Raw genomic sequence first — 18,855 nt, 5'->3', positions numbered from 1 at the left:
GGTGGACGGCATGACCGGCCGCCCCCACCACCGCCCGATGACACCCGGCGGCGGCTTCTTCGCCGAGATCGCCGGCGGCGCCGACCCCGCACAGGTCCGCGAGGCCGGCGACCTCGCCGCGACGGTGCTGGTGCGCGGCGCCCGCGCCTCCGAGGACCCCGAGGTCGCCGAGCGCATCGTCCACCTCGCCGAGAGCGAGGGCCTCGAGACGCTCGCCGAGGTGTGGTCGGGCGCGCCCGCCGACACCCTCGCCGGCTGCCTGTGGCAGCTGTTCCTGCTGCGCTCGTGGGTGTACGCGGCGCCCGAGGCGGTGGCGGCTGAGTACGAGGCCGGCCAGCGACGCGTCGACGTGGCCCGCGTGGTCGCCGGCGTCGCGGACCCGCCCGGCCCCGACGAGCTGCGCCGGATGGTCGACGACGTGCTCCGCGGCATCACCCGCGGCGACTTCGCCGTGACGCTGTTCCGCGCGGCCGCCTTCGCCCGGATCGTGGCGGCGGGACGGGCCGCGATCGGCAGCGCGACGCACGAGGAGATCAGCCGGGTGCTCCTCCTGTCCGAGCAGCTCGAGGCGGCCGGCCACGGCGAAATCGCCAACACCCTGGCCTGAGTGCTTAAAATGGTCCTCGAGTGCGTCGGGCTGTGGCAGCCCCGGGTCCCACAATTAGCCGCTACGAGCGGCCACGCGCCGTGAGGCGCTCCCGGTCCGGCGCACTCGCTCACGTCCGGCCCCTGTCCGGGGCGCCGTCTAAACTCGCGGGATGACGATCGCGAAGCGCATCCGCGCGTTCCTCACCCACCACACCGCGGGGCCGCCGGCCGACGCGCCCACCGACCCGGCTGGCGCGGGATCGTCGTACGCCCCCGAGCGCGACGGCGAGCCCGACCCCGGCGAGGTCGTGTGGGCCTGGGTCCCCTACGAGGACGACCCGACCCAGGGCAAGGACCGGCCGGTGCTGGTGCTCGACACAACGGGCGAGGGGTGGACCGGGTTGATGCTCAGCAGCCAGGACCACGACCGGGACGCCGCGGACGAGGCACGCTTCGGCCGCTACTGGATGGACGTCGGCACCGGCGGCTGGGACTCGCAGGGGCGCCCGAGCGAGGTGCGGCTGGACCGGCTCATCCACCTCGAGCGCGACGGCGTACGACGGGAGGGCGCCGCGCTCGACGAGACGATCTTCACTGCCGTCGTGGAGGCTCGTCGCGGCTTGTCCGGCTAGGGTTTCGCCGTGTCTCGCCTCTCCTTCCGCCGTCGCACCCTGGCCGCATCGGTCCTCGCGCTCGCGCTGACCACCGCCGCCTGCACCAGCGACGCGGAGCCGGCGCCGGCCCCCAGCCCGTCTCCCGACGCGACGGGCCAGCCGGTCGAGAAGCCGCGCAAGATCACCTTCGGCGCCTACGGCACCGAGGAGGAGGTCGCGGCCTTCCAGAGCGTCGTCGACTCCTTCAACGCCACCTCCACCACCCGCCAGGTCACGCTCCGGTCGTGGCCCGACCACGAGTCCGCGCTGCAGGACGTCCTGGCCGGCAACGCCCCCGACGCCTTCCTCACCTCCAGCATCGACCTCGACCAGCTCGTCGAGGCCGACGCGCTGCAGCCGGTGAGCCTGCTGCTGGACGAGCGCGGCGTCGACTTCGGCGACCGCTTCTCCCGCGACGCCGTCGACGCCTTCGCCATGGACGACGAGCTCCAGTGCATGGCCTACTCGGTGTCGCCGATGGTCGTCTACTACAACACCGACATCGTCGACTTCGACAAGATGGAGCGACGCGAGCTCGACGTGCCGACCGTCAGCGACGAGGGCGTGCGTGAGCGGTGGACGCTCGCCGAGTTCGGCGCCGCGGCCGAGTTCGCGTCGCGTCGCGGCGACCGTCGCGGGGTCTGGATCGACCCGACGCTGCAGGGTCTGACGCCGTTCATCCACTCCGGCGGAGGACAGGTCTTCGACGACGACGAGGAGCCGACCTCGCTCGCCTTCAGCGACGAGTCGACCCGCGAGGCGCTCGGCGAGACGCTCGCCATCCTGCGCAACGCTGCCCTGACGCCGACCAACGCCCAGCTCGCGCGAGCGACGCCGGTCCAGCTGTTCAAGCGGGGCGAGCTCGCGATGATCGCCGGGTTCCGCAACCTCGTGCCCGAGCTGCGCGACGCCGAGGACCTCGACTTCGACGTGCTGCCGATGCCGACCATCGAGGACCGCGCGACCGTGGGCGACATCAGCGGCCTCTGCCTCTCGGCCGGGTCCGAGAACGTCGGCGACGCGGCCGACTTCATCGCCTACGCCGTCTCCGACGCGGCCATCGCGACCGTCGCCTCCACCGGCTACATCGTGCCGGCCAACACCTCGGTCGCCGCCTCCGACGACTTCCTCGCCCCCGGCCTGGAGCCCGCCAACGCGGCGGCGTTCAACTCCAGCATCCGCTACATGGTGGTGCCGCCCTTCGTCGACCAACGCGAGGAGCTGGTCGAGGCCGTCACGCCGCTGCTCGAGCGCCTGGTCACCGCGCCGGGCGTGCTCGACCTGGAGGAGACCACCGAGCAGATCGACCAGGCCTCGCGCACGGTGCTGTCGCCCGAGGAGGAGACCGAGTCGCCGACCGAGGAGCCGAGCGAGTCGCCCTCCGAGTAGGCCTCCGGGTAGGGCTGGCGGGCGCTACTCGCGCTCGGCGCCGAGGATCGCGCCCACCAGCGCGCCGGTGACCAACCCGGCCTGCCACGGGCGGGCGCCGTACGAGGCGAGCTGGGCGCGTACGGCGTCGGCGAGCTCGGCGGGCTCACGGGTCTCCGGCGGCTCCCACATCAGCCGACGCAGGAAGTCGGGGGTGAGCAGGTTCTCCACCGGCAGCTGGTGCTCGTCGGCGAGGTTGAGCATCGACTCGCGCGCGGCCTTGAAGCGACGGTCGGCGACGGGGTCGCGGTCGGCCCACGTCCGGGGGTGCGGGGGACCCTCGCCCCGCGGCGCGCGGGTCGGGAGCTCGTCCTCGTCCATCTCGCGCACCCGCTGGAGCACCTCGACCCAGGTCGAGGCGTAGCGGCTGGCGCCACGGCCGTGGAAGCCCTGGGTGGCGAGCAGGGCGCGACGGTCGGTGGGCATGGCGGTGGCCGCGACCACGATCGCGGAGTCGGGCAGGATCCGGCCGGGCGTGACGTCGCGCTCCGCGGCGATCGCGTCGCGGGCCTCCCACATGGCCTTCGCCGCGCCGAGCGCACGTCGCCCGCGCAGCCGGTGCACCCCGGACGTACGCCGCCACGCGTCGACGCGCACGGCCGGCTCGAAGCCCAGCAGGTGGTCGAACTCCTGGCGCGCCCACTCGGCCTTGCCGGCCTTCTCGAGCTCGGTGACCATGTGCTCGCGGAGCTCGAGGAGGACCTCGACGTCGAGCGCGGCGTACTCGAGCCACGACTCCGGCAGCGGGCGGGTCGACCAGTCGGCGGCGGAGTGCTCCTTGCGCATCCGCTGCCCCAGGACGGTCTCGACGAGCGTGGCGAGCCCGACGCGGGGGTAGCCGAGGAGGCGGCCGGCGAGCTCGGTGTCGAAGAGGCTGGTCGGGGTCAGACCCACCTCGCGCAGGCAGGGCAGGTCCTGCGTGGCGGCGTGGAGGATCCACTCGGAGCCGGCGAGGGCGTGCTGGAGCGGGTCGAGGGTGGACATGCCGATCGGGTCGACGAGCCAGGTGCCGGCGCCCTCGCGACGCAGCTGGATCAGGTAGGCGCGGTTGGAGTAGCGGTAGCCGGAGGCGCGCTCCGCGTCGATGGCGACCGGGCCGGTCGCGGCGGCCAGCGCCTCGCACGCCTCGAGGAGCCCGGCGTCGGTGTCGACGACCTCGGGCAGGCCGTCACGGAGCTCGAGCAGGGGAGCCGGGGGCGCCTCGGGCCCGGTGTCGGGACCGGTGTCGGGACCGGTGTCGGGACCGGTGTCGAGGTCCGGGTCGGGACCGGCGTCGCCGAGGGAGGTGTCCGGGGTGTCGGGCATCGGCTCAGGTGCCACGCTGTCCACGCCGGCTGGGGATGGCGGTGACGCCCTCGGGCACGGGCGGCAGGCCGACCGCGGTGCACAGCAGCTCGCCCCAGGCCTCGACGTGCGCCGTCATGTCGAGCCCGCCGACCTCGTCGACGTCGGGCGTCCACGACGCGCGGATCTCGACCTGGGCGGTGCCGGACTCGTCGGCCATCTGGCCGAAGCTCTCGGTGGTGACGCGGGTGACGGTGCCGGAGGCGGCGTGGAAGCCGGCCCCGTGGGCCTCGAGGGCCTCGGTCAGCCACGACCAGCCGACGGCGGCCAGCATCGGGTCCGCGCCGAGCTCGGGATCGATGTCGGCCCGGGCGTAGGCCACGCAGCGGAACGTCCCGTCCCACGCGTCGTTGCCCGCCGGGTCGTGGAGCAGGATCAGCCGCCCGGTGCCGAGGTCGTCGTCGTCGACCGTGACGTCGCCGCTGAGCGCGGACGACCACGGCGCGATGCGCTGCGGCGCCGGCATCTCCTCGCAGAACACCTCCGGGCGCAGCGACGCCCGACGCATCGACTCCACAGCCGCGCGGAACTCCGCGGGTCCAGCCGCGGCAGCACTGCCCGGGTGGGTCTCGTGACGGGCCACCATGAGGCCAGAGTAGGCCAGCGGCCGGCCTCGCCGATGTGCCGCCACGCCGCCTGACCTGCGAAGATTCGGCACGTGACCGACGCCGTACGCACGCCCCACCCCGGCCTGGCCGACAGCCCCTTCCTCCGGGCGGCCCGCGGTGAGCGGCCCTCGCACACACCGGTGTGGTTCATGCGGCAGGCGGGACGCTCGCTCCCGGAGTACCTCGAGGTCCGCAAGGGCATCGGGATGCTCGAGTCCTGCATGGACGCCGACCTCGTCACCGAGATCACCCTGCAACCGGTCCGCCGCTACGGCGTCGACGCGGCGATCTTCTTCTCCGACATCGTGCTGCCGCTGAAGGCCGTCGGCGTCGACCTCGACATCAAGCCGGGCGTCGGGCCGGTCGTCGCCTCGCCCGTACGGACGCTCGCCGACGTCGAGGCGATCCCGGACCTCACGCCCGCGCACGTCCCCTACATCTCGCAGGCCGTGCGCCAGCTCGTCGCCGAGCTGGGCGTCACGCCGCTCATCGGGTTCGCCGGCGCCCCGTTCACCGTCGCGTCCTACCTCGTGGAGGGCGGGCCGTCCAAGGAGCACGCGAAGACCAAGGCGATGATGTTCGGCGCCCCCGACGTGTGGGACGCGCTGATGCGCAAGATCGCCGGCATCGCGGCGACCTACCTCCGCATCCAGGTCGAGGCGGGCGCCTCGGCCGTGCAGCTCTTCGACTCGTGGGCAGGGGCGCTCACCCCGGCCGACTACCGCGCCTCGGTGATGCCGCACTCGCAGCGGGTGCTCGCCGCGGCGGGCGAGCTCGGCGTGCCGCGGATCCACTTCGGCGTCGGCACGACCAACCTCCTCGGGCTCATGGGCGAGGCCGGAGCCGACGTCGTGGGCGTCGACTGGCGCACGCCGCTGGAGCATGCGATCCCCCTGGTCGGCGACCGCGCCGTGCAGGGCAACCTCGACCCGACGCTGGTCTTCGCGCCCACCGAGGTGATGACCGCCCGTGCGGCCGAGATCATCGAGGCCGGGCGCGCGGCCAAGGGCCACGTCTTCAACCTCGGCCACGGCGTGATCCCCTCCACGGACCCCGACCAGCTCAAGGCGCTCACCGACTTCGTGCACGCCTACTGACCGGCGCGACCGCAGACGCGCGGACCTAACCCGGCACCGGGGCCTCTGGCCACGCTCAGCGGTCGGACGTCCGCGAACTTCGGTCCGCGCGCCCACGAAGAACCCTCAGGACCCCGGTGTGCTCGGCTTCTTCCTCGTCCTGCGGGTCAGGGTCGTGGTGGCCACGGGCTGCTCGGGCGGGGACGCCGGCGCAGACGTCGGGGCTGACTTCTCGGTCGACTTCTCGGCAGCCTTCTCGGAGGTCTTCGCGGCGGCCTTCCCGGCAGCCTTCTCGGCAGCCTTCTCGGCAGCCTTCTCGGAGGTCTTGGCAGCGGCCTTCGCGACCTCCTTCTTGGGCTGGCTCTTCCTGGTCCGCGCCTTGGGCGCGGTCTTCGCTGCGGGCTTCGCGCCCTTGAGCCGCACCAGCAGCTGGTTGCCCGAGCCCGAGGTCTCGAGGTAGGGCTGCGCGGTGACCAGCGTGCTGAGCCTGGCGCCGGGGCCGGCGAAGTTGCGCGCGTCGAACGAGGGGTGCGTACGGACCAGCTGGTTGCCCAGCGCGGGCAGGAGCGCCCAGCCGTCGTCGTCCGACACGGCGTTGACGGCCCGGGTCAGGGCGCTCTGCAGGTTGATCGAGGGGGTGTCCTCGGCCTCGTCGTCGTCCGTGTCCTCGTCGTCGCGGTCGGTCACGACGGCGAGGTCGATGAACTTGTCGCACGCGTTGCGCAGCGACTCGGGGGCCTTGTTCTCGCCGAGCACGTAGACCTTCTTGCCCGACTCGCGCAGCCGGTGGGCGAGGCTGGTGAAGTCGCTGTCGCTGGTCACGAGCGCGAAGGCCTCGACGTTGCCGTCGTAGAGCAGGTCCATCGCGTCGATCACGAGCGCGAGGTCGGTGGAGTTCTTGCCGGAGGTGTAGGCGTTCTGGTGCATCGCCCGCAGGCCGAGGCTGTTGAGCTTGCGCGCCCACTGGGTGAGGTGGGGGTTGGTCCAGTCGCCGTAGACGCGCCGGATCGTGGGGTCGCCGTACTTCGCGACCTCGCTGAGCACCTCGTTGGCGTAGGACGGCCGTGTGTTGTCGGCATCGATCATGACCGCGATCCGGTCGGCGGCTCCGGTGAACTCCATGCGTGCAGCCTAGGGTGCGCCGGTGGGCCGCCACCCCCTCTGGCAGGGTGGACGGCGTGAGGCGTGACGCTGTGGTCGTGGGCGGGGGCATCGCCGGCCTCGTCGCCGCACGTGGTCTCGCCGCCGCCGGCCGCGACGTGCTGCTGCTCGAGGGATCCCCGCAGGTCGGCGGCAAGCTGCGCAGCGCCGAGGTCGCCGGCCTCACCGTCGACGTCGGCGCCGAGGCGATGCTGGCGCGCCGCCCGGAGGGCCTGGCGCTGGCCGAGGAGGTCGGCGCGGAGGTGGTCCACCCGACCTCCGCTGCGTCCGCCGTCTGGTCGCGCGGTGCGCTGCGCACGATGCCGCGCTCGCTGATGGGCGTCCCCCTCGACCTCGACCAGCTCGCCGCCAGCGGGGTGCTCAGCCCCGAGGGCCTGCTGCGTGCGCGCCACGAGGTCGACACGCCCGTCGGCGACGACGTGTCGGTGGGCGAGCTCGTGGCCGGGCGCTTGGGCGACGAGCTCGTCGACCGGCTCGTCGAGCCGCTGCTCGGCGGGGTGTACGCCGGGCACGCACGCGCCATCTCGGCCGCGGCGGCCGTGCCGCAGCTCCTCGCCATGGCCCGCCGCGGCAGCCTGCTCGAGCAGGTCGCAGGCCTCCCGCTCTCCACCGCGCCCGTCTTCGCGTCGCTGCCCGGAGGCATGGGGCGGCTGCCCGGCCTCGTCGTCGACGGCGGTGGCTTCGAGGTGCGTACGGCGGCGACCGTGCGTGCCCTGCGGCGCACGCCGGGCGGCTGGGCGGTCACCGTCGGGCCGACGACGCACCCCGAGACGGTCGAGGCCGGGTCGGTCGTGCTGGCGACCCCGTCCGTGCCCGCCGCGCGGCTCCTCGCCGACGAGGTCCCGGACGCGGCCGGCGAGCTCGCGGCGATCGACACCGCGAGCGTCGCAGTGGTGACCCTGGCCTTCCGGACCCGGGACGTCCCGGGCGGCCTCCTCGACCGCTCGGGCTTCCTCGTCCCGCCGGTCGAGCAGCGCACCATCAAGGCCTCGACCTTCTCGTTCGCCAAGTGGGCCTGGGTGCGCGAGCTGGACCCCGACGTCGTCGTGCTGCGCACCTCACTGGGCCGCCACGGTGAGGAGACGACGCTGCAGGCCGCCGACGACGGGCTGGTGCGGGTGTCCCTGACCGACCTCGCGGCGATGGCGGGCATCACGGCGCGTCCCGTCGACACCCACGTCCAGCGGTGGGGCGGTGGGTTGCCGCAGTACGCCGTGGGCCACCTCGACCGCGTCGCCCGCATCCGAGCCGCCGTCGCGACACGACCCGGGCTCGCGGTCTGCGGCGCGGCGTACGACGGCGTCGGCATCCCCGCGGTGATCGGCTCGGCCCGGCGGGCCGTGGCCTCGGTCACACGGGCAGAATGAGGCCATGAGCACCGAGTCCCCCGACGCGAAGACCAACGCCGCCCGCACGCGTGAGCTCAACGACACGATCCGCTACACGATGTGGTCGGTCTTCAAGCTGCGCGACGTGCTCGGCGACGCCGACCGGGCCGCCGAGGCGACCGACGTCGAGGCCCTCATCGAGGTGCTCGCCGAGCAGGACGTGAAGGTCCGCGGCATCTACGACGTGAGCGGCCTGCGCGCCGACGCCGACCTGATGGTGTGGTGGCACGCCGCCGACTCCCAGCAGCTCCAGGGGGCCTACAACGCGTTCCGGCGCACCTCCTTCGGCCGCCGCCTCGAGCCGGTCTGGTCGCAGATGGCGCTGCACCGTCCGGCGGAGTTCAACAAGTCGCACATCCCGGCCTTCCTCGCCGACGAGGAGCCGCGCGCGCACGTGTGCGTCTACCCGTTCGTGCGCTCCTACGAGTGGTACCTCCTCGACGACGCCGAGCGCCGCCGGATGCTCGCCCAGCACGGCCAGCAGGCCCGCGGCTACGCCGACGTGCGCGCCAACACCGTGGCCTCGTTCGCCCTCGGCGACTACGAGTGGCTGCTCGCCTTCGAGGCCGACGAGCTGCACCGGATCGTCGACCTGATGCGCGACCTGCGCGCCTCCGACGCCCGCCGCCACGTCCGCGAGGAGGTGCCGTTCTACACCGGCGCCCGCGTGACGCCGGCGGAGCTCCTCGACCGCCTGCCCTGACGCGGGAACGCGCGGGCACGGCGTAGCGTCGTAGCACCATGAGGATCTTCGCCGCTGCCGCCGTGCTCACCGTGCTGGGCTCCCTCGCCGCCTGCTCCACCGACCCGGGGACCAACGCGGTCGACCCGTCCGCGTCGGACGAGCCGGCCGCCTCGACGGGGCCGGCCGGCGCGCCCACGCCCGTGCCGGAGGGCGAGGTCCGTACGCAGGGGCTGGTGATGGTCCTCGACGACGGCGACGGCCCCGAGCTGTGCCTCGGCCCGGTCGCCGAGTCGTACCCGCCCCAGTGCGGCGGTCCGGCCCTGGTCGACTTCGACTGGGGCGACGTCGGGTCCGAGCAGGCGTCCGGCGTGCGGTGGGGCTCGTACGCCCTCACCGGGACCTACGACGGCACGACCTTCACCGTCACCGACGCTATCCCGGCGGCGCTCTACGACGTGATGGCCGAGCCCGAGCCGGAGCCGCTCGCGGCCGCCTGCGACGACGCGACCACGACCGACACGTCCCGCGCGACCCCGGAGGACATGGACGCCACCCTCGCCGCGGCCTCCGCGCTGCCGACGTACGCCACGGCCTGGCTGACGGGCAACACGATCAACGTGGCCGTCACCGGGGACCCCGAGGCGGCCGAGGCCGAGCTGCGCAGGACGTGGGGCGGGATGCTGTGCGTGACCACCGTCGAGCGCACCGACGCCGACCTCAACGAGGTCAACACCGAGCTGCAGGGAGCGCTCGGGGACCAGCTGCTGACCAGCGGGTCGTTCGCCCCGGACTCCCTCGACGCGCAGGTCGTGTTCGACGACGGCTCGATCCAGGCGTGGGCCGACGAGACGTACGGCGAGGGGCTGGTGCGGATCAGCTCCGCGCTCGTCCCCGTCTCCTGACCCGGGGCCCGGGGTCCGGGGTCCGGGCTAGTTAGGGACGTTCCGGTAGGTGGAACGGCCGAATCGCCTACCGGAACGTCCCTGACTACCGAGGGGGAGCAGGCGGGAAGGGGCCGCTACTTCTTCTCGTTGAGCGTGATGCTGATCGAGTTGATGCAGTAGCGGTCGCCGGTGGGAGTGCCGAAGCCGTCGGGGAAGACGTGGCCCAGGTGCGAGCCGCACTTGGCGCAGCGCACCTCCACGCGCTTCATGCCGTGGGAGTTGTCCTCGATGTACTCCACGGTGTCGGTCATCGGCTGGTAGAAGCTCGGCCAGCCGCAGCCGGAGTGGAACTTGGTGTCGCTGGTGAACAGCTCCGAGCCGCAGGCCTTGCACGAGTAGGTGCCCTCGGTCTCGGTGTCGGTGTACTCGCCGGTGAACGCGCGCTCGGTGCCGGCCTGGCGGAGCACGGCGTACTCCTCGGGGGTGAGCTCCTCGCGCCACTGCTCGTCGGTCTTCTGCACGTCGTAGGCCATGCCCCCAGCGTACGAGGCGGGGGAAGGTCACGATCCAGCCACACCCCTCGTCACCGGCGTCGTCGTGCGGCACGGTGACGTCATGACGGGGGACTCGTGGGGGAGATGGCTGGTCGCCGGCGCGCTGGCGCTCGTGACGGGCGCGTGCGGCGGGGCGTCGTCGGAGCCGACGGACACGGCGACGGCGCGGGCGACGTACGACGGTCCGGTCGTGCGGCCGACCGCCGTCCCCGGGGCCGACCGGCGGGTGGTCAGCTCCCGGCCGGTGACCGTGACCGACGACGGCTCGGGCGCCCAGCTGTGCTTCAGCGACGTGCTCTGGGGAGGCGGACTGCCCGACCCCCTGGTGTGCCGCGACGCGTCCGTCGCGGGGTGGGACTGGGACCGCGACGGCGGGGAGTTCACCGAGGAGAAGGGGGTGCGGATGGGCACCTACCGCCTGGTGGGCACCTTCGACGGCTCGACCTTCGCCGTCGAGGAGGCGACGCAGTCGGAGGTCGAACCGGAACCGTTCGAGGTCGAGATCCCCTGCCCGACCCCGGACGGCGGATGGCAGGTGCTCGATCGCAGCCGGGTCACCCAGGACGACTTCCTCCGGGCGACATCGACCGCACAGGGACTGGACGACTTCGCGGCGGTCTCGGTCAGCAGCCCGGAGGGCGAGCCCGGCCCGCGCGACCCGGCGAACACGGTGGTGTCCGTCTCCGTCGCAGGTGACCCGGGCGTGGCCGAGGCGGCTGTCCGGGAGGTCTGGAGCGGGATGCTCTGCGTGACCGAGGTCGAGCGCACGGAGAAGGAGATGCTGGCCCTCCAGCGCACGACGCTCGACCTGCCCGGGTTCGTCGAGAGCGGCGCGGGCGACCCGAGCAACCGACTCCTCGTCACGGTGTTCCACGACGACGGCCGCATCCAGCAGTGGGTCGATCGCGAGTTCGGCGAGGGTGTGGTCGTGGTCGACTCGGTCCTCCGGCCCGTCGGCTGACCCGACTAGGGTCGGGGGATGGCCAAGGCTGCGGAGGCGTACGTCCAGGCGGGGGACCGCGAGGTCAGGATCTCGTCCCCCGATCGCGTGATCTACGAGGCGACCGACCGCACGCCCGCGGTGACCAAGCTGATGGTCGCGGAGTACTTCACGAGCGTGGAGGAGGGGCTGATGCGCGCGCTGCGCGACCGGCCGACAGCGCTGGAGCGCTGGACGTCGGGGGTGCGGCCCGGCATGAAGCTGGCCACCGGTCCGCAGGACCGCGACGCCGACGCGTTCTACCAGAAGCGCGTGCCCAAGGGCGCTCCCGACTACCTCGAGTCCGTGCAGATCACGTTCCCCTCGGGGCGCACGGCCGAGGAGATCTGCCCCACCGAGATCGCGGTGCCGGTGTGGTGCGCGCAGATGGGCACCCTCACCTTCCACCCCTGGCCGGTGCGGCGCGCCGACGTGGACCACCCCGACGAGCTGCGCATCGACCTCGACCCGCAGCCGGGCACGACGTTCGCCGACGCCGTACGGGTCGCGGGTGTCGCTCGCGAGCTGCTGGCCGATCTCGGGATGACCGGCTTCGCGAAGACGTCTGGCAACCGCGGGATCCACGTCTACGTACGGATCGAGCCGCGCTGGGACTTCGGCGAGGTGCGCCACGCCGCGATCGCGTTCGGTCGCGAGCTGGAGAAGCGCGACGACGGCGTGACCACGGCGTGGTGGAAGGAGGAGCGCGGGGAGCGGATCTTCGTCGACTTCAACCAGAACACCCGCGACCGCACGATCGCCTCGGCCTACTCGCTGCGGCCGATCGCCGGCGCGCCCGTGTCGACGCCGCTGGCGTGGGACGAGCTCGCCGAGCTCACCGACCCCCACCACCTCAACCTGTTCTCCGTGCCCTCGCGCCTCATGCTGGACGGTGACCCGTGGGAGGGCATCGACGACGTGCACCACTCGCTCCAGCCCCTGCTCGACCTGTGGGAGGAGCACCCGGTCGAGCTCAACTACCCGCCCGACCACCCGAAGATGCCCGGGGAGCCGCCGCGGGTGCAGCCGAGCAAGAAGGTCGAGGCGCACTGGGACGCCGACGGCAACCGGATCGAGGGCACGTGAGCGAGGACCAGCGGGTCTCCCGCAACAGCGGCGAGCCGCCGAAGACAGGACCGGCCGGCGCGCAGCGGTGGGCCGACTACCTCGACTGGGTGCGTGGCGACCTCGCGGCCACGGTGCTGTCGCTGTCGTACGCCGACCAGCGCACGTCGCGGTTGCCCTCGGGATGGACGCCGCTGGAGCTGCTCAGCCACGTGCTCCACATGGAGCAGCGGTGGTTCGTCTGGGGGTTCCTCGGCGAGCGGGTCGCCGAACCGTGGGGTGACTGGGCCGACGGGGACCCCGGACCACCGTCGCGGTGGCACGTGGCTGACGACGTGACCGCCGAGTCGCTGGCGACCCGGCTCGAGGACGTCGCCGCCCGCACCCTGGGCGTGCTCCGCGACCACCCCCTCGACGCGACGGCAGCCACGGGTGGCCGGTTCGCCGACGACCCGCCCACGCTGGAATGGATCTGCTTCCACGTCCTCGCCGAGTACGCCCGGCACGCCGGTCACCTGGACGTGGTGGCCGAGCTCGCCGATTGACCTCTCTCGGCCTCACCGTAGTCGAGAGGTGTGTGACGCAGGTTCCGGTGGCTCAGAACATGTCTTACTCACCGCCCGAGCGGACGGCGGTGCGTGACGCAGGTTCTGAAGACTCAGAACATGTCTCAGGCACCGCTCAGCCGCGCTCCCAGGGCGCCGCGATCGGGAAGTACCGCTCCAGGAAGTCGTGGAGCAGGCCGTCGGCGCGCTCCTCGTCGAAGGCGGCGAGGAGGTTGTCGGCGACGCAGAAGAAGTCGCGGTCGCGCTTGAGCATCTGCCGCAGCTGCACCGGCAGCTGCTGGTGGCCGAGGTCGACGTAGCCGTGGTGCGCGCTCGCCCGGAACGCCTGACCGGTGATCAGCCCGTACGACTGCGCGAAGGAGGAGAGCATCGACAGGTCGGTCTCGGAGCGGAACGGCGCGTGCGTCGTCCGGTCCACCTCGGAGGCGAACCGCTCCGCGATCTCCTCCAGCGTCGAGCGCCGCTGCGGGTGCGGGCTGTGCATCATCGTGTGGGTCAGCGTCACCCCGAAGGCGTCGGCGAGCACGCGGCGGTTGTTCTGCGCGGCAGAGAGGTAGGGCCGGTCGTCGGTGCCGGGCAGCCCGACGGCGCGGTGGTCGGCGACGAACGCGGCGTACTGCCCGCCCGGGGCGAAGAAGTGCTCCTTGCGGCGCGGCCGCCCGAGGAAGACGTCGTCGTTGACGTAGACGAAGTGCTCGGCGAGGTCGGGCACGGCGTGCAGGCGGGTCTCGATCGCGTGGGAGCTGAAGGTCGGCAGCGCGGAGGCCGGGAGGATGTCGCGGTGGTCGACGAGGCGTACGCGCTCGTGCGAGGTGTCGAGCCAGTCGGGCACCTGGCCGGCGGTGACGAGGTGGATGCGGCGCACCCACGGCGCGAACAGGTGGATGCTGCGCATCGAGTAGCGCAGCTCGTCACGGCTGCGGTAGCGCGAGGCGCCGCCGGCGCGGGCGCTGGGCGTGCCGCCGAGACCGGTGATCCGCTCGTTGCGGGCCGCCAGCCAGGCCTCGTCGTCCCCGTCGACCCAGGTGTAGACGACGTCCACGTCGAAGCGGCAGTCGTCGACCGTGGGCAGCGCCATCAGCTCGAGCGTGGGGACCTCCACGCCCTCGACCGTGGTGGTGGTGTGGGGCGTGCTGGCCGGGACGCGGTCGCCCCAGCGGTTGGGTCCCGGCGCGAGCAGGTCGCCGTCGGGCGACTCCTCCCAGAACTGCACGCCCACCTCAACGCCCTCGCCGAGGAGGCCGTCGTGGCCGCCGCGCATCGGCCACGGCTCGAGGAACAGCGAGGCCGTACGGGTCCGGGCGAGCTCCTCGGTCATCACCGCGACCGTGCCGCGCCGCTCGGGCCAGCCGCGCTCGGCGGGATCGCGCACCGAGAGCCAGTCGGGCACGGACCCCGCGGCCAGCGCGGCCAGGAACTCGCCGCGACACGAGGACGGCACCACGACGAGCGGGTGCGGGTCGAGGCCGCGGGCGGGCACCACGAACCACCCGTTGCCCGTTGCGGCGGCCGCGGAGGTCAGTGCGGCCAGCGCGGTCGTACGCGCCCGGGCGGGCGTGACACCGCGCGCGCCGTCGGTCTCGGGCAGGTCGCCGAGCGGTCCGGGCCGCAGGCCGTGCAGCACGCGACGCGGGGCGAGCGGGTCGGCGCGACGGGCGACGGCCGTGCGGAAGGTGTCGAGCCACTGGCGGGCGAGCAGCTGCCCGTCCCACCGCCGCGAGCGCTCCAGCGCGGCGGCGCCGAGGCCCGTACGGAGGTCGTCGTCGGTGGCGATGCGCAGCATCGCGGCGGCGAGCGCGGCCTTCGACCCCGGCGGGACGAGGAGACCGTCGACGTCGGGGGTGATGATCTCGCGCGGCCCGGACGGGCAGTCGTACGACACCGGCGGGACGCCGGCCGACATCGCCTCCTGCAGCACGAGCGGGTAGCCCTCGCCGCGCGAGGCGAGCACAGCGACGCTCGCGCGCGCCCACTCGGCGGCCAGGTCGTCGGTCGACCCGGGGAGGCGTACGCGGTCCTCGAGCCCGAGCTTGCGCACCTGCGCGGCCAGGTTGTCCGCGCGCGGCCCGTCGCCCCAGACGGTCAGCGTCCAGCCGGGCACGTGCTCGTGGATGCGCCAGAACGCGTCGACCACGTGCTCGAACTGCTTCTCCGGCGCCAGCCGGCCGGCGGTGACGAACGTCCTCTGGTCGAGCGGGGAGCGCTCCTGGCGGTGCGCGGGCAGCGGGTTCGGGATGACCTGCAGCTCGGGCGCCGCCCCGCCGAGGCGACCGGCGAGCCACCGCGACATCGACTCGGTGAGCGAGACGACCACGTCGGCGCGGGGGGCGAACTGGAGCAGGGCGCCGAGGTCGTTGACCCGGCTCGAGGAGGCGCGGTGCTCCTGGTGCACCAGCGCGACGTCGGCGGGGGCGAGCTGCGCGACGACGGCCAGCAGCTCGGGGGTGGTGGTGACCAGCACGTCGGCGTCGATGCCGCCGAGCGCCTCGCGCATCGTGGCGTCGGTGAGGCCGTTGTAGAGCGCGTCCCAGCTGCGCGGCACGATCAGCGACTCACGCTCGGCCAGCTCGGCGGCGTGCCGGCCGTCGACCGCGACAGGGCGCTCGCCGCGCACGTCGACGAGGTAGGTGACCTCGAGGCCGTCGACCAGTCTGTAGTGGGTCGAGTCGCCGCTGCGGGTCACGCTGAGGATGCGCACCCGGTGGCCCTCGCCGAGGGAGAGCAGTGCGTTGGCCTGCTCGATGCCGGAGCGGGCGGTGCCGCCCATGCCGTCGGCGTTGAACAGGACGAAGACGATGTCGAGCGGGCCGTCGCGGCGCACGCGTCGCACCGCCGAGCGCACCTTCCCGCCGAGCCTGTCGGTCAGTGCCACGTGGTCCTCAGTCCTCTGTCCTCGACGATCCGCGGAACGGTCGGCACGATCCTAGGGGGAGCCGGTCCGGCCGATAGGGTGAGCCGCATGCCGACGTCCTCCACCCCGCTGGTCCTCGTCTCCGGCTCCGGTCGCAGCGGCACCAGCTCCCTCGCCGGCACCCTGAAGCGTCTCGGCCTCCACGTGCCGCAGCCCGAGGTGCAGGCCTCGGAGACCAACCCGCGCGGGTTCTACGAGCCGCAGTGGGTCATCGACTTCCACAAGCGCCACCTCAAGGAGCTCGCGCTCTTCAACATCGACAGCCGCCCCGCGGCCGTCGACATCGTCGCCCGCCACGTCGAGTCGGGCGTGCCGACCGCGGAGCTCCACGAGTGGCTCTCGGGACAGCTCGCCGAGCACGACCGGCCCGGGGACCAGATCGTCGTCAAGGACCCCCACGCGTTCTGGTTCGCCCAGGTGTGGGAGGTCGTCAGCGCCGAGCTGGGCGCCGACCTGCGCTGGCTGACCGCGCTGCGCCACCCCGCCGAGGTCGTCGGCTCGCGCGACATCGCGTACCTCTCGAGCCAGTCCGAGGAGCTGCGGCTCACCAAGGAGACGTCCAACGTCGCCGGCTGGGTGCACGCCGCGCTCCTCACCGAGAAGGCCGGCCGCGGCTCGAAGCGGTCCTTCGTGCGTTACACCGACCTGCTCGCCGACTGGCGCGCCGCGCTCACTCCCGTGCAGCAGCAGCTCGACCTCGCGCTCGACACCGACCTCGCCTCGCGCGAGCACCACCCGGTCGACGACTTCATCGAGCCGTCGATGCGCAAGTCGCAGCTCACCTGGGACGACGTCCGCACCCCCGACTGGCTGCGCGAGATGGCCGAGGGCGTCTGGGACCTGCTCGGCGTCCTCGTCGAGGACCCGCACGACCGTGACACGCTGCTGGCCCTCGACCGGGTGCACGAGGACTACAACGCCCGCTACGCCGACGCCGTGGCGCTCACCTTCGACCACACCAAGGCCGAGTCCACCCTCGCCGCCCGCGAGGCGCGCGACGCCCAGCGGGCCACGGTGCAGCAGCTGCGCCGCGACCTCGCGCAGGTCAGGGCCACGAAGGAGCCCGCCGTCGGCGGGCGCGAGGCGGCAGCGATCCTGCGCCGCGCGGTCGTACGCCGCGTCACCCGCCGCTGACCACCCGTTGGTCGAGGAAGGCGCCCTGGCGCCGGTCACGAGACCCCGATCCGGTTTCGTGACGGTCGCGGCGCGAGCTCCTCAACCAGCGGTCGTGGCCGTCAGAGCCCGCTCACGCCCTCGCCGGAGCCTGAGGCCTGCTCGTCGAAGTTCTCGTGCTCGATCAGGTGGAGGACCGGTACGCCGAGCTTGCGGCGCGCGCGGGACGTCCAGTCGACGTGGAAGAACTCGGCGACGACGTGCGGACGGGTCAGGATGATGGCCTCGCGCGCGTCGACCGCGGTGACGAGCGCGGCCAGCGCGTCGACCGGCGGCTCGGAGGTGACCTTGCCGTGGGCAGTGCCGCCGGCCGCGGCGATGGCCTTGAGGGTCTGCTGGAGGTCGGACGAGGACTGCTCCTCGCACTCGCGCCGCAACGCGTCGATGTCGACGTCGTTCATCGCCAGCGCGGGCGCGGCCATCAGGTCCCCGGCGCCGAGCGTGCCGAGGGTGGCCTCGATGCGGGCCGCGGCGTCCTCGAGGGGCAGCAGCACGTGGTAGACGACCGGGTCCTCGATCTCGCTGTGCAGCGAGCGCACCTGCTCGGCGTCGACGGACGTGAGGGCCTGCTCGACGAGGAGCACCACGTCGTAGGTGCCCCGTCCGTCGTGGATGGAGTCCTCTGGGCTGCTGGGGGTGTTCTCGGGAACGTGGGGGGTGCTCATGACTCGCCTCCGGTGTCGGTGCTGAGGATTCTAGTGAGGTCGTAGCCCGCGGGCTCGTCGAGCTGGGCGTAGCCGCAGGACTCCGGGTCGCGGTCGGGACGCCAGCGCTTGAAGTGAGCGGTGTGGCGGAAGCGGCGGCCCTCCATGTGGTCGTACTTCACCTCGAGCACCCGCTCGGGTCGCAGCGCGGTGAAGCCGAGGTCCTTGCCGGCGCTCCAGCGGCTCTGCGTGCCGGGGACCCGGTCCGGGTTGGCGGTGAGGAACTCGTTCCACCGGCCCCACGGGTGGTCGGCGACGTCGCAGACCAGCGGCTGCAGCTCGTGCCACAGCTCGGCGCGCCGCTTGGCGGTGAAGCTGGCCGAGACGCCGATGTGCTGCAGCTCGCCCGCCTCGTCGTACAAGCCCAGGAGCAGCGAGCCGATCAGCGGCTCCTCGGGGGTCGAGGTCTTGTGCTCGCGGTAGCCCGCGAGGACCACGTCGGCGGTGCGCTCGTGCTTGATCTTGAGCATGGTGCGCTTGTTGGGCTCGTAGGCCGCGCCGAGCGGCTTGGCGACGACGCCGTCGAGCCCGGCGCCCTCGAACTCCTCGAACCAGCGCTCCGCCTCGGTCGCGTCCTCGGTGGTGCGGGTGAGGAAGCAGGGGCCGGTGCCGTCGAGGTGGCCGAGCGCCGCGACGAGGGCCGCACGTCGCTCGGAGAAGGGCCGGTCCATGAAGGACTCGTCGCCGAGTGCCAGCAGGTCGAAGGCCACGAACCCGGCCGGGGTCTCGGTGGCCAGCCTGTCGACGCGGCTCGCGGCGGGGTGGATGCGCTCCTGCAGCGTCTCGAACTCCAGCCGCCAGCCGTCGGCGCCCTGCAGGCCGACGAAGATCTCGCCGTCGAGCACGATGCGGTCCGGCAGCTGCTCGCGGCAGGCGTCGACGACCTCGGGGAAGTAGCGCGTGAGCGGCTTGGTGTTGCGGCTCGCGAGCTCGACCTCGTCGCCGTCCTTGAAGACCAGGCAGCGGAAGCCGTCCCACTTGGGCTCGAAGCTCAGGCCCCCGTGCTTCGCCGGGTCGGGCACGCCGCTGACGCTCTTGGCGAGCATCGGCTGCACGGGCGGCATGACGGGGAGTTCCACGGTTCCGAC

At 73.1% G+C, this 18,855-nt stretch carries 18 protein-coding genes; 11 read left to right on the top strand and 7 right to left on the bottom strand.

Annotated features, from left to right (window positions below):
- Positions 1–10: 10 nt before the first annotated feature.
- The 3 genes from IE200_RS14245 (at position 11) to IE200_RS14235 (ending at position 2,630) form a co-directional block, all read left to right on the top strand.
- On the top strand, positions 11–607 hold the full coding sequence (locus IE200_RS14245) for a hypothetical protein (protein WP_229856556.1): 597 nt from the start codon (positions 11–13) through the stop codon (positions 605–607).
- 151 nt (positions 608–758) lie between these two features.
- On the top strand, positions 759–1,220 hold the full coding sequence (locus IE200_RS14240) for a type II toxin-antitoxin system PemK/MazF family toxin (RefSeq protein WP_191280144.1): 462 nt from the start codon (positions 759–761) through the stop codon (positions 1,218–1,220).
- Positions 1,221–1,229: 9 nt separating this feature from the next.
- A complete protein-coding gene (locus IE200_RS14235; RefSeq protein WP_191280143.1) occupies positions 1,230–2,630 on the top strand; it encodes an extracellular solute-binding protein in 1,401 nt (466 codons plus the stop codon).
- Between the two features lie 24 nt (positions 2,631–2,654).
- Here the strand turns inward: IE200_RS14235 and IE200_RS14230 are convergent, their stop codons facing one another.
- Complete coding sequence (locus IE200_RS14230) at positions 2,655–3,974, bottom strand: HRDC domain-containing protein (RefSeq protein WP_191280142.1); 1,320 nt, start codon at positions 3,972–3,974, stop codon at positions 2,655–2,657.
- Positions 3,975–3,978: 4 nt separating this feature from the next.
- Complete coding sequence (locus tag IE200_RS14225) at positions 3,979–4,599, bottom strand: DUF3000 domain-containing protein (RefSeq protein WP_191280141.1); 621 nt, start codon at positions 4,597–4,599, stop codon at positions 3,979–3,981.
- A 72-nt stretch (positions 4,600–4,671) separates the two neighbouring features.
- On the opposite strand from IE200_RS14225, the gene hemE reads away from it, so the two are divergent.
- Complete coding sequence (hemE, locus tag IE200_RS14220) at positions 4,672–5,718, top strand: uroporphyrinogen decarboxylase (RefSeq protein WP_229856555.1); 1,047 nt, start codon at positions 4,672–4,674, stop codon at positions 5,716–5,718.
- Positions 5,719–5,823: 105 nt separating this feature from the next.
- Here hemE and IE200_RS14215 read toward each other — a convergent pair whose 3' ends face one another.
- Positions 5,824–6,819 carry an NYN domain-containing protein gene (locus tag IE200_RS14215; RefSeq protein ID WP_191280140.1) on the bottom strand — a complete coding sequence of 332 codons (996 nt, stop codon included), beginning with the start codon at positions 6,817–6,819 and terminating at the stop codon, positions 5,824–5,826.
- Positions 6,820–6,875: 56 nt separating this feature from the next.
- On the opposite strand from IE200_RS14215, the gene IE200_RS14210 reads away from it, so the two are divergent.
- Genes IE200_RS14210 through IE200_RS14200 form a run of 3 tightly spaced genes read left to right on the top strand, consistent with a single transcriptional unit; the run spans position 6,876 to position 9,833 of the window.
- Positions 6,876–8,225, top strand: coding sequence for a protoporphyrinogen/coproporphyrinogen oxidase (locus tag IE200_RS14210; protein WP_191280139.1), 1,350 nt, complete (start codon positions 6,876–6,878; stop codon positions 8,223–8,225).
- A gap of 4 nt (positions 8,226–8,229) precedes the next feature.
- A complete protein-coding gene (gene hemQ / locus IE200_RS14205) occupies positions 8,230–8,949 on the top strand; it encodes a hydrogen peroxide-dependent heme synthase (protein ID WP_191280138.1) in 720 nt (239 codons plus the stop codon).
- Positions 8,950–8,987: 38 nt separating this feature from the next.
- A complete protein-coding gene (locus tag IE200_RS14200; RefSeq protein WP_191280137.1) occupies positions 8,988–9,833 on the top strand; it encodes a hypothetical protein in 846 nt (281 codons plus the stop codon).
- Positions 9,834–9,949: 116 nt separating this feature from the next.
- Here IE200_RS14200 and msrB read toward each other — a convergent pair whose 3' ends face one another.
- Positions 9,950–10,348, bottom strand: coding sequence for a peptide-methionine (R)-S-oxide reductase MsrB (msrB, locus tag IE200_RS14195; protein ID WP_129456376.1), 399 nt, complete (start codon positions 10,346–10,348; stop codon positions 9,950–9,952).
- A gap of 82 nt (positions 10,349–10,430) precedes the next feature.
- Between msrB and IE200_RS14190 the strand changes: the two genes are divergently transcribed.
- Genes IE200_RS14190 through IE200_RS14180 form a run of 3 tightly spaced genes read left to right on the top strand, consistent with a single transcriptional unit; the run spans position 10,431 to position 12,958 of the window.
- Positions 10,431–11,330: a hypothetical protein gene (locus IE200_RS14190; protein WP_191280136.1), complete on the top strand. Its 900-nt coding sequence runs from the start codon at positions 10,431–10,433 to the stop codon at positions 11,328–11,330.
- Between the two features lie 18 nt (positions 11,331–11,348).
- Complete coding sequence (locus IE200_RS14185) at positions 11,349–12,434, top strand: DNA polymerase domain-containing protein (RefSeq protein WP_191280135.1); 1,086 nt, start codon at positions 11,349–11,351, stop codon at positions 12,432–12,434.
- A complete protein-coding gene (locus tag IE200_RS14180) occupies positions 12,431–12,958 on the top strand; it encodes a mycothiol transferase (RefSeq protein WP_191280134.1) in 528 nt (175 codons plus the stop codon). Before IE200_RS14185 ends, IE200_RS14180 begins: the two co-directional genes overlap by 4 nt.
- A gap of 136 nt (positions 12,959–13,094) precedes the next feature.
- Here IE200_RS14180 and IE200_RS14175 read toward each other — a convergent pair whose 3' ends face one another.
- Positions 13,095–15,851 carry a stealth conserved region 3 domain-containing protein gene (locus tag IE200_RS14175; protein WP_191280133.1) on the bottom strand — a complete coding sequence of 919 codons (2,757 nt, stop codon included), beginning with the start codon at positions 15,849–15,851 and terminating at the stop codon, positions 13,095–13,097.
- Between the two features lie 87 nt (positions 15,852–15,938).
- On the opposite strand from IE200_RS14175, the gene IE200_RS14170 reads away from it, so the two are divergent.
- Positions 15,939–17,024: a sulfotransferase gene (locus IE200_RS14170; protein ID WP_191280132.1), complete on the top strand. Its 1,086-nt coding sequence runs from the start codon at positions 15,939–15,941 to the stop codon at positions 17,022–17,024.
- A gap of 101 nt (positions 17,025–17,125) precedes the next feature.
- Here the strand turns inward: IE200_RS14170 and IE200_RS14165 are convergent, their stop codons facing one another.
- The gene (locus IE200_RS14165) at positions 17,126–17,728 is read right to left on the bottom strand and encodes a hypothetical protein (protein WP_229856554.1); all 603 of its coding nucleotides are present in this window, start codon (positions 17,726–17,728) and stop codon (positions 17,126–17,128) included.
- The gene (locus IE200_RS14160) at positions 17,725–18,846 is read right to left on the bottom strand and encodes an ATP-dependent DNA ligase (protein ID WP_191280131.1); all 1,122 of its coding nucleotides are present in this window, start codon (positions 18,844–18,846) and stop codon (positions 17,725–17,727) included. The genes IE200_RS14165 and IE200_RS14160 overlap by 4 nt, the downstream gene beginning before the upstream one ends.
- Between the last annotated feature and the right edge of the window lie 9 nt (positions 18,847–18,855).

Source organism: Nocardioides flavus (ex Wang et al. 2016), assembly GCF_014653115.1.
GTDB classification, from domain to species: domain Bacteria; phylum Actinomycetota; class Actinomycetes; order Propionibacteriales; family Nocardioidaceae; genus Nocardioides; species Nocardioides flavus.
This window is presented reverse-complemented; position numbering and strand designations above follow the sequence as displayed.

Excerpts from the sequence above, each read along its gene's own strand:
- IE200_RS14245 (WP_229856556.1), top strand. The coding sequence starts at position 11 with ATGACCGGCCGCCCCCACCACCGCCCGATGACACCCGGCGGCGGCTTC.
- IE200_RS14240 (WP_191280144.1), top strand. The coding sequence starts at position 759 with ATGACGATCGCGAAGCGCATCCGCGCGTTCCTCACCCACCACACCGCG.
- IE200_RS14230 (WP_191280142.1), bottom strand. The coding sequence starts at position 3,974 with ATGCCCGACACCCCGGACACCTCCCTCGGCGACGCCGGTCCCGACCCG.
- IE200_RS14225 (WP_191280141.1), bottom strand. The coding sequence starts at position 4,599 with ATGGTGGCCCGTCACGAGACCCACCCGGGCAGTGCTGCCGCGGCTGGA.
- IE200_RS14215 (WP_191280140.1), bottom strand. The coding sequence starts at position 6,819 with ATGGAGTTCACCGGAGCCGCCGACCGGATCGCGGTCATGATCGATGCC.
- hemQ (WP_191280138.1), top strand. The coding sequence starts at position 8,230 with ATGAGCACCGAGTCCCCCGACGCGAAGACCAACGCCGCCCGCACGCGT.
- IE200_RS14200 (WP_191280137.1), top strand. The coding sequence starts at position 8,988 with ATGAGGATCTTCGCCGCTGCCGCCGTGCTCACCGTGCTGGGCTCCCTC.
- msrB (WP_129456376.1), bottom strand. The coding sequence starts at position 10,348 with ATGGCCTACGACGTGCAGAAGACCGACGAGCAGTGGCGCGAGGAGCTC.
- IE200_RS14190 (WP_191280136.1), top strand. The coding sequence starts at position 10,431 with ATGACGGGGGACTCGTGGGGGAGATGGCTGGTCGCCGGCGCGCTGGCG.
- IE200_RS14185 (WP_191280135.1), top strand. The coding sequence starts at position 11,349 with ATGGCCAAGGCTGCGGAGGCGTACGTCCAGGCGGGGGACCGCGAGGTC.
- IE200_RS14170 (WP_191280132.1), top strand. The coding sequence starts at position 15,939 with ATGCCGACGTCCTCCACCCCGCTGGTCCTCGTCTCCGGCTCCGGTCGC.
- IE200_RS14165 (WP_229856554.1), bottom strand. The coding sequence starts at position 17,728 with ATGAGCACCCCCCACGTTCCCGAGAACACCCCCAGCAGCCCAGAGGAC.